Raw genomic sequence first — 15,476 nt, 5'->3', positions numbered from 1 at the left:
GTATGCGCAGGAGGGCGGCCGCGCCCAGGGGGCCGCTTGAAGCAGTGTCCGGACGAGCACGCTTCTTGCTTCGCCGCGCCCTGGTGCGACGTATCTCCCTTGCCGGCCCGTTCCGGTTCCTTTGCGCGCTGTCGCTGCTCCTGCTCCTGCCCGCCCAGGCCATGGCCTTCGAGGTGGCGCACGGCACGTCCGGCGGCAACGAGACCCTGACGCTGACCTTCGACGGCCAGGCACCCAGGGTGCGCGCCGAGCGCGTGGGCGCGGACCGCGTGGCCGTGACCGTGCAGAACGGCGGCACGCGCCCCGCCGCGCAGACCTATTCCGGCTCAGGGATCGTGCAGGGCATCACGCCCACGGGCGACGGCTTCTCGGTCCGCCTGCGCAGCAACGCCTTCGGCTTCATCAACATGCCCGCGCGGGGCAACAGCGTGACCCTGCAGTTCTTCCGCGACCCCATCGGCGCGCTGTGGTCCAAGACCACGGAGCCCGCAGCGCCCGCGCCCAAGCCCGAGCCCAAGCCCGAGCCCAAGCCCGAGCCCAAGCCCGAGCCTAGGCCGCAGCAAAAGCCCGAGCCCGCGAAGACGCCCCCCGCGGCTCCCCGGAAATCGGCTCCCCAGGCACCTGCGCCGCAAAAGGCGGCTCCCCAGGCGGCTCCCCAGGCGATTCCCAAGACGTCTGCCCAGACGCCTGCCGGGCCCCCGGCCGGACCGCAAAAGAACGGGCAGGCCGCGCCCGCCATCCCCGGCCCCACGCCCCCGACGCCGCCCACGCCTCCGGTTCCGCCGAACCGGCCCGGCTCCCTGTCCGCCCCGGGCTCGAGCCCGTATTCCCTGCGCGCGCCGGTGCGACAGGTCGGTCCCGATGCCGCCCAGGCCTGGAACGCTGGCACCGCGGCCGAAGGCGCCGCGAACGGCGCCGCCGCTCCGGAAAGTCCGCAGGCGGCCGCCGCGCAAGGCCCGCAGGAAGGCTATTCCCTGCGCCAGTCCGTGGTGCACAAGACATTGCCCGAGATCCTGGCGGCGAACAGCGCGGCCCCGCCCGCAGCCCCCGGCAGCGCACAGCAGTCCGCTGCGCCGGGTGCGGCGGCAGGCGGCGAGCAGGCGGCCGGGACGCAGGGGAACCCCGCCCCGGCCCCGGCCGCTCCTCAGGTCAAGGGTGCGGCCGCGCCGCCGCCCGAGGCCGGAGGGCGGCCCGCCGACCAGCCCGCCCCCCACGCGGGAGAGCAGGCAGGCGACCAGACCGGCGGACATGTCGCCGCAGCCCCGGCCGCCGGGGAGCAGGCGCCCGACGGCGCGGGCCACGAGGCCGCGCCGCACGAAGGCGGAAAGGGCGGCCACGGCGCCGAGCCGCCGATGTCTCCGGCCGAACTGCGCCAGAAGCAGGAAGACCAGCTCCAGGAGGCCCTGGCCGCCCTGCAGGGCGGCAACTACGCCGACGCGAGCAAGCAGCTCGAGGCCCTGACCAAGGACCCGGCCTATCCGGCCGACCTCAAGGGGGAGGCCTACTACAACCTGGCGCAGAGCCTCTTCACGCAGCACGCCGACGACCTCACGCCGCACTTCGAGGAGATCGTGGGGGCCTTCGAGCGGGCCATGAACTACCAGCCCGAGGGACCCAAGGTCCCGGGCATCCTCTTCTCGCTCGGCCTCGTGAACATGCGCGTGGGCAACATCCCGGAGGCCACGGCCTACTTCAACCTGCTCAAGAAGCGCTACCCGCACGACGAGAACATCGCGCTCATCGACTACTACTGGGGCAAGTACTACGCCGAGCAGGGCGACTACCAGCAGGCCGCGGACCACTACCAGGCCCTGGTGCAGGGCTATCCGGACAGCCCGGTGGTGCGCGAGGCCGCCGTGGGCCTGGCCGAGGCCCTGAACAAGCTCGGCTTCGACAAGGAGGCGGGCAAGATCGTCGACTACGTGGACAAGCGCTTCCCGCGCTACTACGTGGAATCGCCGGAGTTCCTCCGCCTCACGGGCAACGTGGCCAACGCCCTGGGCGACTACGCCAAGGCCAAGGACGCCTACTGGGCCTTCTACAACCTCGATCCCAAGGCGCCGGACGTGGACGTGGTCCTGGCGCGCATCGGCGACATCTACCTGCGCCAGGGCGACAAGGACGCGGCGCGCGAGATGTATACCCGCGTGGCGAACGAGTACGGGGACAAGCAGGGCGGCCTGGTGGCCAAGATGCGCCTGGCCGAGGAGGGCATCTACGACGATCCCACCATGCCCCAGATGTCCGCGGTCTTCGACAGGCCCTTCACCCTGCGGCCGGTGGAGATCTACAACCAGATCATGGAGAAGTACCCGGACAGCCCGCTCGCGCCTCTGGCCCAGGCGAAGCTCGGCATGTGGTACCTCTTCAACAACAAGCCGGACGAGGCCCTGAACGCGGCAGGGAAGTTCTTCGAGAAGTATCCCAAGCACAGCCTGGCCGGGCACGTGCGCGACATGGCCCTGGCCGCCTTCGAGAAGTCGGTCAAGGAAAGCCAGGACCAGGGCAACTGGCCGCGCATCGCGGGCATGTGGCAGCGCTTCCCCTTCCTGGAGCAGATGCGGGACAAGATGACCCCGGACACGCGCATGGCCGTGGCCACGGCGCTGTGGAAGCAGGGCCGGAACGATCAGGCCCTGGCCCTGGCCCTGCCCTTCCTCGAGAAGAAGGGGCCGCTCTCCGAGCTGGCCCTCGGGCTCGTGCTCGACGTCTACGTGGGCAACAACGACTGGCCCGCCGTGTCCGACCTCGCCAAGCGCCTCTCGGGCTGGGACCTCTCGCCCAAGCTGCGCCGCCAGCTGGACTACGCCACGGCAGTGGCCCTGACCGGGCTCGGCCGGACCAAGGAGAGCGAAGGGCTGTGGAGCAAGCTGGCCGGGGACCAGGACCTGCCCGGAGGCGAACGCGGCCTGGCGCTCTACCACATGGCCAAGGCCGCGGAGGCGGACAAGCAGCTGGAGAAGGAGTTCCTCTACGCGCAGGAGGCCGTGAGCCTGCTGCTCTCCGCGCATTCCCAGCCGGACCGGGTCAAGGACCTGATGATGATGCTCATGGACGTTACCGAACGCGCCGGACGCTTCGAGGACGCGCTGCGCTGGGGGCTCCAGTACGACAAGATGATCACCGACGAGTCGCCTGACTGGCCCGCCTTCAGGCTGCGCCTGGCGCGCGTCTACCGCGAGTACGGGGACAAGGACACCGCGCGCAAGATCCTCGAGGACATCATCGCCCGCAAGCCCGGCACCCTCGCCGCGCGCACCGCCCAGGCCGCCCTGAGCACCACGAGCATCGAAAAGCAAGTTCAGGAATACACCCCCTCCATCCCCTAGCCAGGGCGCTGAAAAGGTGCCGTCTGCGGCGTCGCCGCGAAAAGCTCGAACCCTCGCGTAGGTCAGACTACGCGTCGGGCTTGAATTCTTCTTGCTCCTTGCATCTGACGCTTTTTGAGCGCCCTGGGCAGGTTGCTGAAAAGGTGCCGTCTGCGGCGTCGCCGCGAAAAGCTCGAACCCTCGCGTATGCGGAATACGCGAGGGTTCGAGCTTTTCTTGCTCCTTGCATCCGACACCTTTTGAGCGCCCTGGGCAGGGTGCTGCAAAGGCGCCGTCTGCGGCGTCGCTGCGGAAGATGCAAACCCTCGCGTATGGGGAATACGCGTCGGGCCTGCCTCTTCCTTGCTCCTTGCATCCGGCACCTTTTGAGCATCCTGCCGGGATTGTTGGGAGGAGGATGGGGTGAAGGGAGAAGGGGCGTTACGCGGCGGTACGTCGCGTGCGCTTTTCAGCCCGTCACGCCCGGGCGGACCATGTTCGTTGCCCGGCGTGGCGAGTGCGAAGGAGGTCGAGGGGTAACCCCTCGTGGGGGAGGGTGCAGGGAGGGGCGCATAGCCCCTCCCTGCCCGCCGGAGGCCTTCTCTTCTCAGTCGTCGTCCGCGTGGGGGCGGGCGGAGGGGGCGGCGTTGGCGCGCAGGTAGTCGCGCTCGTAGTCCGTCCATTTCACGCCGAGCAGGGCCATGGCCAGCTCCACGCAGAGTTCGGCTGTCTGGTTGCGCTTGTCCATGAGCGGGTTGACCTCGATGATGTCCAGGCCCGCGAGGGGGAGGCGCTCGCCGATGGTCCGGCAGACGTAGGTGATCTCGCGGTAGTTGAGGCCGCCGCGGGTCATGATGCCCGTGCCGGGGGCCAGGCGCATGTCCATGACGTCGGCGTCGAAGCTCACGTAGACCGCGTCCGTGTGCTGGGCGACGCGGGCCACGGCCTCCTCCATGACCCGGGCGAGGCCCAGGTGCTCCATGTCGAAGGTGGAGTAGAGCGCGATGCCCTGGCGGCGCACGAATTCCATCTCTTCCGGGTCCACGTCCTTGGCGCCGATGATGACCACGTCCTCCGGCCTGACCTTGGGCGCGAAGCCCAGGCAGCGCACGAGCTCCGGGTAGCCGTGGCCGAGCGAGACGGCCAGGGGCATGCCGTGGATGTTGCCCGAGGGGCTCGTCTCGGGCGTGTTGGCGTCGGCGTGGGCGTCGATCCAGACCACGCCGAGCCTGCCGTGGGCCTTGGCCAGCCCGGCGATGGCGCCGATGGCCGTGGAGTGGTCGCCGCCGAGCGTGAGCGGGATCTCGCCCCGGGCGGCCGCCTCGTAGACGTGGCGGCCGAGCGCCTCGGAGACGCGCGCGATCTCGGCGCGCTTGGCCCCGGCGCGTTCGCCCACGGGCAGGCGGTCCAGGGCGAAGTTGTGGGCCACGGTCAGGTCGCCCGCGTCTACGTAGGAGAAGCCCGCGTGCTCCAGGGCCTCGAAGATGCCCGCGTAGCGCAGCGCCGTCGGCCCCATGTCCACGCCGAGCTTGGAGACGCCGAGGTCCATGGGGACGCCGAGGACGTTGAAGACGCTGCCTTTGGAAATCATGCGGGCTCCTTGCTGCGATGCTCGATACCGTGCCCGCGGGGCCGAACGGCCCTTCGGGCAAACGCGCCGATTCTAGGCGGGAACCGCCAAAAAGCAAGTCGCGCCGACTCCCGGGTTCCCTTGCAGGAAAAAAGATTTATGCTAGAAGGGCACTTGCGGCTTCAACCATGGGAGGGGCAAGGAGGATCGCCATGAACAGACGGCCGATCGTGGCGGGGCAGTTCTACCCCACAGACGTACACGAGCTCGAGCGGATGATAGTGACCTGCGCCGAGGGCGCGGGTGAAAGCGAGATGGAGCCCACCGTCCTGGCCATGGTGCCCCACGCGGGCTACATCTACTCCGGCCAGGTCTGCGGCCAGACCCTGGCGCAGGCCAACCTGCCCGACGTCGTGGTCCTGCTCGGGCCGAACCATACCGGCCGCGGCGCCCCGCTGGCCGTGTGGCCCGACGGCGCATGGGAGCTGCCCGGCGGCGGCCTGCCGGTGGACGAGTCCCTGGCCGCGGCCATCGTGGGGGCGGGGCACGGCTTTCGGGCCGATACCGCGGCGCACGAGCACGAGCATTCCCTCGAGGTCGTCCTGCCGTTCCTGCGCCACTTCAACAACAACATCCGCGTCGTGCCCGTGGCCGTGTCCGCGCGCTCGCCCGAGTCCCTGCTCGAGGCGGGGCAGGCGCTGGCCGAGGCCATGGCGGCCCTGCCCGATCGGGCGGCCATCGTGGTCAGCTCGGACATGAGCCACTACCTGCCGCACGACAAGGCCAAGGAGCGGGACTCCCTGGCCCTCGAGCGGATCCTGTCCTTCGACCCGGAGGGCCTCTACCGCGTGGTGGCCGACCACGGCATCACCATGTGCGGCGTGCTGCCCATGGTGCTCGGGATGCATGCGGCCCGCGTCCTCGGCGCGCAAAACGCGCGTCTCGCCGCCTACGCCACCTCGGGGGATGCCTCGGGCGATTACACGAGCGTCGTCGGCTACGCCGGCGTGCTGATGAACTAGGAGAACATCGAAGATGCAAGCGCTTCACCGTTCACGTCTTTTCAGGGCCGTGGCCCTCGTGCTGGTCCTGGTCTTCCCGGCCTCGCTCTTCGGCTGCGCCAGCCGCCAGCCCCTGCCGCAGCCGCGCAGGGTGGCGGATCCCGATACCGTGCCCGGCTCGGTCAAGACCTCGGAGTTCGGCATCGCGGCCGTGGGCTACACCTACCTGGGCGAGGGGCTGGACTACAGCAAGGCGGGGCTCGACCCGGTCTTCCTGGTTTTCAAGAACAGCTCCGACAAGAAGTTCACCGTGGACTACGACCAGACGCGCGGCGTGGCCTCCGACGGCTCCGAGTACCTGCCCTACAGCGTCGACGAGGCCACGCAGCTCGTGACCCGTTCCGAGGCCCTGTCCAACACCACGAGCAACGCGGCCCGCTCCGGCGGCCTCGGCGCGGTGCTCGGCGCGGGCATCGGCGCGCTGATCGGGACCATCGGCGGCGGCGACAACATCTGGAAGGGCGCGGCCATCGGCGCCGCCGGCGGCGCCATGGCCGGCGGCCTCTACGGCGGCTACAACTCCGAGACCGAACTCAAGCAGAGCGTGATACGCGAGCTGTCGCGCTACGCCTGGACTTCCGAGCCGGTGCCGCAGAGCTACACCAAGGTCGGCTACCTCTACTTCCCGGGCGACGTGAAGATCGACAAGGTCAAGCTGCTCGTGCGCTCGGGCGACACGGTCACCACCTACACCCTGCCCGTGACCCAGGTCTTCGAGCAGCAAAAGGACGGCTCCGGCGGCGGGACCAAGTAGGGCGGCGCGGGAACGATGCGCGAAAAGCCCGTCATCCTCGTCGTCGACGACGAACGGCTGAACCGTTTCACCCTGGAGCGAATGCTCCGGGGCGAGGGTTTCGTAAGCCTCCTGGCCGCAAGCGGCCGGGAGGCTCGTGAGATGGCGGGCGCGCATTGCCCCGATCTCATCCTGCTCGACATCATGATGCCCGGGGAGAGCGGGCTCTCGACGCTCGGTTCGCTCAAGAACGAGCCGTCCACGGCCTCCATCCCGGTCATCCTGCTCTCGGCCCTGGCCGACGTGGAGACCAAGGTCAAGGGCTTCGAGCTCGGGGCCGTGGACTACGTGACCAAGCCCTTCGAGCTGCCCGAGGTCCTGGCCCGCATCCGCAACACGCTGAAGCTCAAGGCCGCCTACGAGGAGATCATCCGCACCCAGGCCGAGCGTCTGGCCCAGGTGCGCGACGCCCAGAAGGCCATCCTCGTCACGCCCGAGGACCTGCCCGGGGCGGGCTTCGCGGTCTCCTACGAGCCTGTGCTCGAGGCGGGCGGCGACTTCTACGACGTCATCGACGTGGGCGGCGGCTACGGCTACTTCGTGGCAGACGTGAGCGGCCACGACATCACCGCCTCGTTCGCCACCGCGGGGCTCAAGGCGCTGCTCGCGCAGAACGCCGGTCCGCTGTTCACGCCCGCGGAGACGCTCGGCAACCTCAACAGCGTGCTCGGCCGCGTGCTCCGCCGCGGGCAGTTCCTGACCGCCTGCTACTGCCTGCTGAACGCGCGGCGCACGAGCCTGCGCGTCTTTTCCTGCGGCCACCCGCCGCCCATCCTCATGCCCGCGGACGGCACAAAGCCGCGCTTTTTGGAGGCCGGCGGAGACATCCTCGGTCCCTTCGAGTCCGTCTCCTTCGCCCCCCTGACCCTGGACGTCTCTCCCGGCGACCGGCTCTACATGTACACCGACGGTCTGGTGGAGGCGCCCGAGCGCGACCTGACCTCCGGCCTTCCCGAGCTCCTCGAGGCATGCGCCGCTTGCCGGACGCACCCTTTGCGTGAGAGTGTCGAGGCCGTTCGTTCGGTCATGGGGCGGGGAGGGCCGTTCCACGACGATGCCGTCCTGCTTGCGGTGGAGGTCTGAGATGCTGATACTTTTGCACCGTCCGCACATCCTGGCTTTCCAGTCATCGGCCCGCCTGTCCAACATCGACCAGATCTGGAGCATGACCGAGCGCTTCCTGTCCGAGGAGCACCTTGACGGCGACCTCTTCTCCCTGCAGCTCGGCCTGCGCGAGGCGTTGTCCAACGCCATCCTGCACGGCTGCGGGAGCCAGGGCGACCGCAAGGTCTTCTGCGAACTCGAGGCGGGCGGGGAAGAGCTGACCGTCACGGTGCGCGATCCCGGCAAGGGCTTCGACTGGGGGGCCATGCCTCGCGTGGAGCCGCCGCCGGAGAACGAGGTGGGGCGGGGCCTGGCGCTCATCGAGAAATGTTTCGACGAGGTCTCCTTCAACGAGACCGGCAACGAGATCAGCCTGACCAAACGGCTTGTGCGCAAGGGGGGGAGCATGTCGGACGTGATACGGGCCGAGGCCGGGGCGACCATTCTGCCCGGCCGCGACCTCGTGGCGTCGACCGTGGAGGAGGTCAGGAACGAGCTGACCTCCCTGGTCGACGAGGGCTACACCAACCTGACCATCGACCTCACGGGCGTGCGCATGGTGGATTCCCTGGGCATGGGATTGTTCGTGGCCACGCACAATTCGCTGCTCGGCAAGGGCGGCAGCCTGACGCTGGTCAACGTCCCGGAGCGCATCTACGACATCCTGTCCATGATGCGCCTGACCAGGCACTTCACCGTCCACAAGGCTCCCGAATGAGGCCCGAATGAGGGGAGTGCGGGCATGAACGGCGCGACAGCCCCCGTGTCCGACCTCCTGGCCGCGCGCTGGAGGAGGCTGCTGGCCGATTTCGGCAGCGGCGTGGCGGAGATCGGCGCGAGCCCGAAGGAGCTGGATTCCGGGCGGCTGGGCAACCTGCTGCGCTCCGCGCATACGCTCGCGGCCGTGGCGGAGCGCTTCTGGCCCGGCCTGGTCGTGGCGGAGCTCGCGCGCGAGGCGGAAGGGGTGCTCCTCGCGCTGCGCAGCCGTACGCTGCCCTTCTCGGAGGCGGTGCAGGGCGCGCTGGTGCACGCCTTCGACGCCCTCTCCCTGCTGGCCTCGGAGGACGGCGCGGGACCGGCCCGGGAAGGCCGCACGCGCCAGGCGGCATCGAGCGTGGCGCGCGAACTGGCCGGGCTGCTGCCGCACGGAGCCGCCGAGCGCCGGATTCTGGTGGCAGACGGGCCGGAGGGAGCGGTCTTCCAGAGCGACGAGATGCTCCTGGCCGCTGCGCTTCGCGGGGGCAAGTCGTTCTACCACATTTCGCTCACCCCTTCCGGACTCGTCGACCCGCCGGAGGAGGCCGACGGGCTCGTCTGCGACGTGCTCGCTGCCCTGGCCGGAGCGGGGTGCGTGCTCGGCAGCCGCCTGGACGAACCGGACGAGGCGGGGGCGCCGCGCGTCTTTTCGGCCCTGGTGGGCTCCTTCGTGGACGCGGAGATACTGGGCATGCTCACCGGCGTGCCCACTGAGCAGGTGCGCCGCCTGCCCGGGCTCGTCGCCCCTTCGGGCCCCGGGTTTTCGCATCCGCCGTCCGGGCAGGCCCCGGCGCAGGCTCCTGCCCAGTCCGGAACCGGAGAGGTCGATTCCGGCGAAGAAGATTCGGCCGCCGCCGACGCGGCCAGGGAGGAACATGCCATGAGCGAGAAAGAAACCGGACGTGCAGCGGCCGCCGCATCCGAGCCGGAATCGGCGGCCGGCGGGACGGAGGCAGACGAAATTCCCTCGGACGAGACTCCCCTGGACCAACTGCCGGGTCCCTTTGTCGTGCGCCGCGCGGACGGACAGGTCGTGTGCGAGCTCGGCGAGTCGGCCACCGTGGCCGAGGCTGCTGCGCTGTGCGCCGCGTTGCTCGCGTGCGTGGCCCAGGGCAGCGAGGTGCGCCTGGACGCGGCCAGGCTTTCGCGCATCGACGTGACCTTCGTGCAGCTCGTGGCCGCGGCGCAGAAGAGCCTGCAGGAGAAGGGCGGCAGCATCGGCTTCCTCGCCCCCCCTTCCGAGGCCGTGAGCGCCGAGCTCACCTCCCTCGGCCTGGCCTGCTTCCCCGAAGTCGTCTGCGAGTCCGACCTCTAGCTCCCCACGCCGACAGCCCGTTCCTCCCCGAGCGCGCGAAGCAGCGCATGAAAAAAGGGCGGCCCGTTTCCGGACCGCCCTTCGTCTTTTTCGTTTTGCTCGGGAAGCGCGGGCTACCTGCGCCCGCCGCGTCCGCCGCGGTCACCGCCGCGTCCGCCGCGATCGCAGCGGTCGCCGCCGCGGTCACGTCCGCCGCCACGGGGCGCGCTGAAGCTGGAGAGGTCCACTTCCTGGCCCGCCTGCTCCATGAGCCACGCCTTGCGCGAGAGGCGCACGCGGCCTCCGGCCTGGACCTCGACGACCTTGACGGTCACTTCCTGGCCCACGGAGAGCAGGTCGGAGACGTTCTCCACGCGCTCGACGTCGAGCTGGGAGACGTGCAGCAGGCCTTCGAGACCCGGCAGGATCTCGACGATGGCGCCGCAGTCGATGATCTTGATGACCTTGCCGACGTAGTTCTTTCCGACCTCGGCGGTCTGGTCGTAGTAGAGGATCATCTCCTCGGCCTTCTTCAGGGACTCGAGGGTCGGCGCGAAGATCTTGATGTTGCCGGTGTCCTCGATGTCGATGTCCGCCTCGGTGGCCGCGGTGATGGCCTTGATGTTCTTGCCGCCGGAGCCGATGACCTCGCGGATCTTCTCGGGGTTGATGGTGATGGTCTTGTACTGCGGGGCGAGGTCGGAGAGCTCCTCGCGCGGCGCGGTCAGGACCGTGGCCATCTCGGAGAGGATGTGCAGGCGGGCGTCGCGGCTCTGGTGCAGGGCGCGGCGCAGGACCTCCTGCGGGATGCCGGAGATCTTGATGTCCATCTGCACGGCGGTGATGCCCTCGGCCGTGCCGGCGAGCTTGAAGTCCATGTCGCCCAGGGCGTCCTCGTCGCCGAGGATGTCCGTGAGCACGTAGTACTCCTCGCCGACCTTGGCCAGGCCCATGGCGATGCCCGCCACCGGGGCCTTGATGGGCACGCCCGCGTCCATGAGCGCCAGGCAGCCGCCGCAGACCGTGGCCATGGAGGAGGAGCCGTTGGACTCCATGACCTCGGAGACCACGCGCACGGTGAAGGGGAACTCGCCGTTCTCGGGCAGGACCGCGGACAGGGCGCGCTCGGCCAGGGTGCCGTGGCCAACCTCGCGGCGGGACGGCGCGCGCAGCGGCCGGGCCTCGCCCACGCAGTACGGCGGGAAGTTGTAGTGCAGCATGAAGGGCTTGGTCTTCTCGCCGACCAGCGTCTCGAGGCGCTGCTCGTCGCGCGAGGAGCCGAGCGTGGTGATGCACAGGGCGGAGGTCTCGCCGCGGCGGAAGAGCGAGGAGCCGTGCGCCTGCGGCAGTACGCCGGTCTCGATGGAGAGCGGGCGCACCGTGGTCAGGTCGCGTCCGTCGATGCGGCGGCCCGTGGTGCTGATCTTCTCGCGCACGATGGCCTTCTCGAGGGCGCCGAGCGCCTCCTCGAAGTGCTTGCCGAAGTCCGCGTCGTCCTCGAAGCGCTCGGCCAGGGAGGCCTTGGCCTTCTCGCGCACCTGGGCCATGGCCTGGCGGCGGGGCATCTTCTCGGGCACGGCCAGGGCCTCGGTCATGTCGGCGCGGGCGGCCTCGAAGACGGCCTCGACCAGCTCCTTGTTCTCAAGGGGCGGGGTGAAGGTGCGCTTTTCCTTGCCGACCTTGGCGCGCAGTTCCTCCTGCATGTCGATGAGCGGCAGGATCTGCTCGTGGCCCCAGGCGATGGCATCCGCCACGAGATCCTCGGGCAGGAACTGGGCCGAGCCCTCGACCATGACCACGGCGTCGCGCGAGGCGGCCAGGACCAGGTTCAGGGTGGCGTCGGCGTTCATGCTCTCGTAGGTGGGGTAGAGGACGAACTTGCCGCCCACGTAGCCCACACGGGCGCAGGCGATGGGGCCGGACCAGGGGATGGAGGAGATGGTCAGCGCGGCCGAGGCGCCGGTCATGGCCAGCACGTCCGGGTTGCAGACGCGGTCGGCCGAAAGGACCGTGGCGATGACCTGGACCTCGTCCTTGAAGCCCTTGGGGAAGAGCGGACGCACCGGGCGGTCGATGAGGCGGGAGATCAGGGTCTCGTGATCCGAGGGACGGCCCACTTCGCGGCGGAAGTAGGAGCCCGGGATGCGGCCCGCGGCGTAGAACTTCTCCTGATAGTTGCAGGTCAGGGGGAAGAATCCGCGGTCGATCTCGAGGGCCTGGCAGCAGGCCGTGACGAGCACGACGGTGCCGCCGGACTGCACCCACACGGCGCCGTCGGCCTGGTTGGCCATGCGGCCGGTCTCGATGGTGATGTCCATGCCGCCGACCGTGGTGGTCAGGCTGGTCTTTTCGAAGGGAACGGGCATTCAATGCTCCTTGGTTGGGGGGTATCCCCTCGGAGCGTTAGCTGGTCTGTGGCGAGGGCTCCGGTGCGAGCCCGGGCGGAGGCTCCTGGCCGAAGCACCCGCCACAGCCAACTACTGCGCTCCAAAGGGTGGAGGGAAGGCCGGGACTCCACGCGGAGTCCCGGCCGGAAGTCGTCTACTTGCGCAGGTTGAGCCGACCGATCAGCTCGCGGTAGCGCTGGATGTCCTTGCTCTTCAGGTAGTTGAGCAGCTTGCGGCGCTGTCCGACCAGCTTGAGCAGGCCCGTGCGGGAGTGGTAATCCTTGGCGTGGACCTTGAAGTGCTCGGTCAGGTAGGTGATGCGGCTGGTCAGCAGGGCAACCTGCACCTCGGGCGAACCGGTGTCACCCTCGTGCTTGGCGTACTCCGCGATGATGCGGTTCTTGTCCTCGGGCGTCATGACCACAGCAGTCTCTCCTTGTTGATGATGTAATGTGTTGTGGGACCAGGCGGCTACCAGAGACCGCGCAGGATCGCCCAGCGGACGTCGCCGGATTCGATCGTGCTTTCGGCCAGGGCCAGGGGGGTTCCCGTCTCGTCGAGGAACATCGCCCTGGCGCCGGGCCCGGCCTGTCCGCGCGTGGGCAGCCTGACCCCGTTCTTCACCTGGTGGGCCTCCTCGGCCGTGAGACGCGCCCGGGGCCAGTCCGGCAGGGCATCGGCCAGGCCGATGACCCATTCGGGCAGCCTTTCGGGCTCGTCGAGCACGTTCTGCAAGGGAACGGCCCTCTCCAGGGTGAACGGGCGGCTTTCCTCGCGCCGAAGCGCGGTCAGCACGGCGCCGCAACCAAACCGCGTCCCCAGGCTGTGGACCAGGGAGCGGACATAAGTGCCTGCCGAGCAGGACACCTGAAACTCGGTCTCCGGCAGGGCAATGTCAAGTGCCCTGGCCGAAAAGACCGTTATTTCCTTCGTTTTGACAGGAACGTCCTTGCCTTCGCGGGCCAGTGCGTACAGGGGCTTTCCCTGATGCTTGGCCGCTGAGTAGGCAGGCACTTCCTGCACTTTTGCCTGCGTCCAGTCAAGCACCGCCGCTTCCACCTGCGCGGCGGTCAGATGCGAACAGTCTGCCTCGGACACGACCTTGCCCTGGATGTCGTAGGTGTCGGTCGTGGTGCCGAAGCGCAGCCTCCCCCGGTAGGTCTTGACCGCGCCGGTGATGAAGGTGGCCAGCTTGGTGGCCTGGCCGAGGAGCACCACGAGCACGCCCGAGGCCAGGGGGTCGAGCGTCCCGGCGTGGCCGATCTTGCGCTGCCCGAGCCGCTTTATGCGGTTCAGGCAGTCGGCCGAGGTCGGGCCCACGGGCTTGTCCAGCACGAGCACGCCGTCGAGCTGCGGAAGGCGGACCTTCTGCGGCGCGGGGCGGTCTTCGCCGGATGTCGCGTGCGTGCGCTCGTCCACTAGGCCTCCGGCAGGATCGCGGCGCAGGCGTCCACGATGGTCTGCGCGGCGCTCGCCATGGGCGGGGGCAGGGTGCCGCCGCTGGCGTTTTTGTGGCCGCCGCCTCCGAAGAGGGCGGCCACCTGCTGCACGTTCACGTCGCCGTGGCTGCGCAGCGAGAACTTGATGTTGCCGTCCGTCTCCTCGCGCAGGGCGATGGCGATCTCCACGCCGCGTACGCGGCGCAGCATGTTGATCAGCCCGTCCGCGTCCTCGCGCAGCGCGCCGCAGGCGGCCATGGCCGCGTGCGGGATGCGGATCACGCCGATGCGGCCGCCGTGCAGCAGGTCGGCCGAGCCCAGGACCTCGCGCATGAGGCAGATGTGCTCGCGCGACCACTGGTTCTGGATGCGCGCGTTGATGGGACCGGGGCGCAGCCCCTGCTCCATGATGCGCGAGGCCACGGCCATGGTCCTGGTGGTGGTGGAGTCGTAGCTGAAATTGCCGGTGTCGGTGACGATGGCCGTGTACACGGCCTCGCCGAGCGGACCGGACAGCGGCACGCCGAGCTCCTCGGCCAGCCGCGCGACCATCTCGCCCGTGCTCGAGTAGGTGGTGCGGACCCAGTTGTAGTCCGCGAAATCCGGGTTGCCCAGGTGGTGGTCGATGTTGATGGTGTGCTTGTCCGGCCAGACGGCCTCGGCCTCGGGGCCGACGCGGGAAAGCGCCCCGCAGTCCAGCGAGATGATCCACTCGATCTCTTCGCCGGGCAGGGAGGTCAGCAGGGGCGCGGGCAGGGAGAGCCAGTCGAAGCCCCGGGGCATGCCCGTGCGGTTGTAGAGGAAATAGCGCTTGCCCAGGGCCTCGAGGATCCAGCCCATGGCCGCCGTGGAGCCCACGGCGTCGCCGTCCGGATTGGTGTGCGCGACCACGAGGAAGTCGTTCTGCTCCGCGATGATGCGGGCCAGCTCACGTCTCGTGTCGCTCATAGACCATGTCCTCGAGGTAGTCGTCGAAGGAGAAGCGCAGCTCGGGCGTCTTCTTCATCTGCAAGGCCTTGCCCAGGCGGGTGCGCAGAAAGCCCGAGGCCTTCTTGAGCGCCGCCTCGACCTGCTTGTGCCGCTCCTCGTCGCCGCTGTAGGTCAGCATGACCTCGGCCACGGAGAAGTCGGCGTTCATGCGCACGCCGCTCACGGTGACCAGCTCGAGTCTCGGGTCGGCCACTTCCTCGGCCAAAAGGCGCGCTATCTCGCGCAGGATGGCGTCGCTCATTCTGTCGGCGCGCCGGCTCGTCGAACGCTTCATCGTCCCTCGTCGTCGAAAATCTCGATGTCCGAATCGGCCAGCTCTTCGTCGCTGGCCGCCTCGACCATGTTCAGTGCCTTCTGCAGCCGCCCCTCCACGACCTTGTAGTCGGGCCCGCAGGTCACGGCTCCCAGGAGCAGGCGCGTGTGCTCGTCCTGCGCGCCGACCTCGGAGGCGGCCACGTTGAATTTGTTGCGGAGCTTCTGCTTCAGGCTCTGCGCCACGCGGCGCTTTCCCTTCAGGCTGTCGTTGCCGTGGAGATGGAACTCCAGGCGCAATACGCCGATGTACATACGTGCCGTGCCGTGCCGGGGAGGAGGGGAGGGGAGCGCGTCCCGAAGGTCCCGGATGCCGGGGCCCGGCTCCTCGCGCCGCGAACAGTGTTTCCTTCCGGTCCCTGTTAGCGCGTTTTCAGTTTCCGCGCCACCCGTGCCCGCGTATTTCGCGGCCGCGCGGGGGCGGCCCCGGAGGCCGCCGGGCGGCGGACGTCCATGCGACGT

Annotated in this window: 13 protein-coding genes; 6 read left to right on the top strand and 7 right to left on the bottom strand. The window is 69.3% G+C overall.

The window, feature by feature from the left end; translation table 11 throughout:
• The first annotated feature begins 83 nt into the window (after nt 1-83).
• Entirely contained in the window at nt 84-3,329 is a 3,246-nt protein-coding gene (locus DSX2_RS01650; RefSeq protein ID WP_152512805.1) for a tetratricopeptide repeat protein, read from the top strand.
• 586 nt (nt 3,330-3,915) lie between these two features.
• On the opposite strand, the gene rocF is transcribed toward DSX2_RS01650, so the two are convergent.
• Complete coding sequence (gene rocF / locus DSX2_RS01645; protein WP_020879286.1) at nt 3,916-4,899, bottom strand: arginase; 984 nt, start codon at nt 4,897-4,899, stop codon at nt 3,916-3,918.
• Between the two features lie 191 nt (nt 4,900-5,090).
• Between rocF and amrB the strand changes: the two genes are divergently transcribed.
• Genes amrB through DSX2_RS01620 form a run of 5 tightly spaced genes read left to right on the top strand, consistent with a single transcriptional unit; the run spans nt 5,091 to nt 9,907 of the window.
• Nucleotides 5,091-5,900, top strand: coding sequence for an AmmeMemoRadiSam system protein B (gene amrB / locus DSX2_RS01640; protein ID WP_020879285.1), 810 nt, complete (start codon nt 5,091-5,093; stop codon nt 5,898-5,900).
• A 13-nt stretch (nt 5,901-5,913) separates the two neighbouring features.
• A complete protein-coding gene (locus DSX2_RS01635) occupies nt 5,914-6,693 on the top strand; it encodes a glycine zipper domain-containing protein (protein WP_020879284.1) in 780 nt (259 codons plus the stop codon).
• Between the two features lie 15 nt (nt 6,694-6,708).
• Nucleotides 6,709-7,815 carry a PP2C family protein-serine/threonine phosphatase gene (locus DSX2_RS01630; RefSeq protein ID WP_020879283.1) on the top strand — a complete coding sequence of 369 codons (1,107 nt, stop codon included), beginning with the start codon at nt 6,709-6,711 and terminating at the stop codon, nt 7,813-7,815.
• Nucleotide 7,816: 1 nt separating this feature from the next.
• Entirely contained in the window at nt 7,817-8,554 is a 738-nt protein-coding gene (locus DSX2_RS17380; protein WP_020879282.1) for an ATP-binding protein, read from the top strand.
• Nucleotides 8,555-8,578: 24 nt separating this feature from the next.
• Complete coding sequence (locus DSX2_RS01620) at nt 8,579-9,907, top strand: STAS domain-containing protein (protein ID WP_020879281.1); 1,329 nt, start codon at nt 8,579-8,581, stop codon at nt 9,905-9,907.
• A gap of 113 nt (nt 9,908-10,020) precedes the next feature.
• Here DSX2_RS01620 and pnp read toward each other — a convergent pair whose 3' ends face one another.
• The 6 genes from pnp to DSX2_RS01590 all read right to left on the bottom strand — a co-directional run bounded on the left by pnp (nt 10,021) and on the right by DSX2_RS01590 (nt 15,269).
• On the bottom strand, nt 10,021-12,252 hold the full coding sequence (gene pnp, locus DSX2_RS01615; protein WP_020879280.1) for a polyribonucleotide nucleotidyltransferase: 2,232 nt from the start codon (nt 12,250-12,252) through the stop codon (nt 10,021-10,023).
• Nucleotides 12,253-12,427: 175 nt separating this feature from the next.
• A complete protein-coding gene (gene rpsO / locus DSX2_RS01610; RefSeq protein ID WP_020879279.1) occupies nt 12,428-12,697 on the bottom strand; it encodes a 30S ribosomal protein S15 in 270 nt (89 codons plus the stop codon).
• Between the two features lie 47 nt (nt 12,698-12,744).
• A complete protein-coding gene (truB, locus tag DSX2_RS01605; RefSeq protein WP_020879278.1) occupies nt 12,745-13,692 on the bottom strand; it encodes a tRNA pseudouridine(55) synthase TruB in 948 nt (315 codons plus the stop codon).
• Nucleotides 13,692-14,660 (bottom strand): bifunctional oligoribonuclease/PAP phosphatase NrnA, encoded by a 969-nt coding sequence (locus DSX2_RS01600; protein WP_020879277.1) that lies wholly within the window; start codon nt 14,658-14,660, stop codon nt 13,692-13,694. The genes truB and DSX2_RS01600 overlap by 1 nt, the downstream gene beginning before the upstream one ends.
• Entirely contained in the window at nt 14,641-14,976 is a 336-nt protein-coding gene (gene rbfA, locus DSX2_RS01595) for a 30S ribosome-binding factor RbfA (protein WP_020879276.1), read from the bottom strand. The genes DSX2_RS01600 and rbfA overlap by 20 nt, the downstream gene beginning before the upstream one ends.
• A complete protein-coding gene (locus DSX2_RS01590) occupies nt 14,973-15,269 on the bottom strand; it encodes a DUF503 domain-containing protein (protein ID WP_020879275.1) in 297 nt (98 codons plus the stop codon). Before DSX2_RS01590 ends, rbfA begins: the two co-directional genes overlap by 4 nt.
• Between the last annotated feature and the right edge of the window lie 207 nt (nt 15,270-15,476).

Origin of the sequence: Desulfovibrio sp. X2 (genome assembly GCF_000422205.1) — a bacterium.
Classification (GTDB): domain Bacteria; phylum Desulfobacterota; class Desulfovibrionia; order Desulfovibrionales; family Desulfovibrionaceae; genus Alkalidesulfovibrio.
The sequence above is the reverse complement of the archived record's forward strand: the minus strand, read 5'-3'. Positions and strand labels throughout refer to the sequence as shown.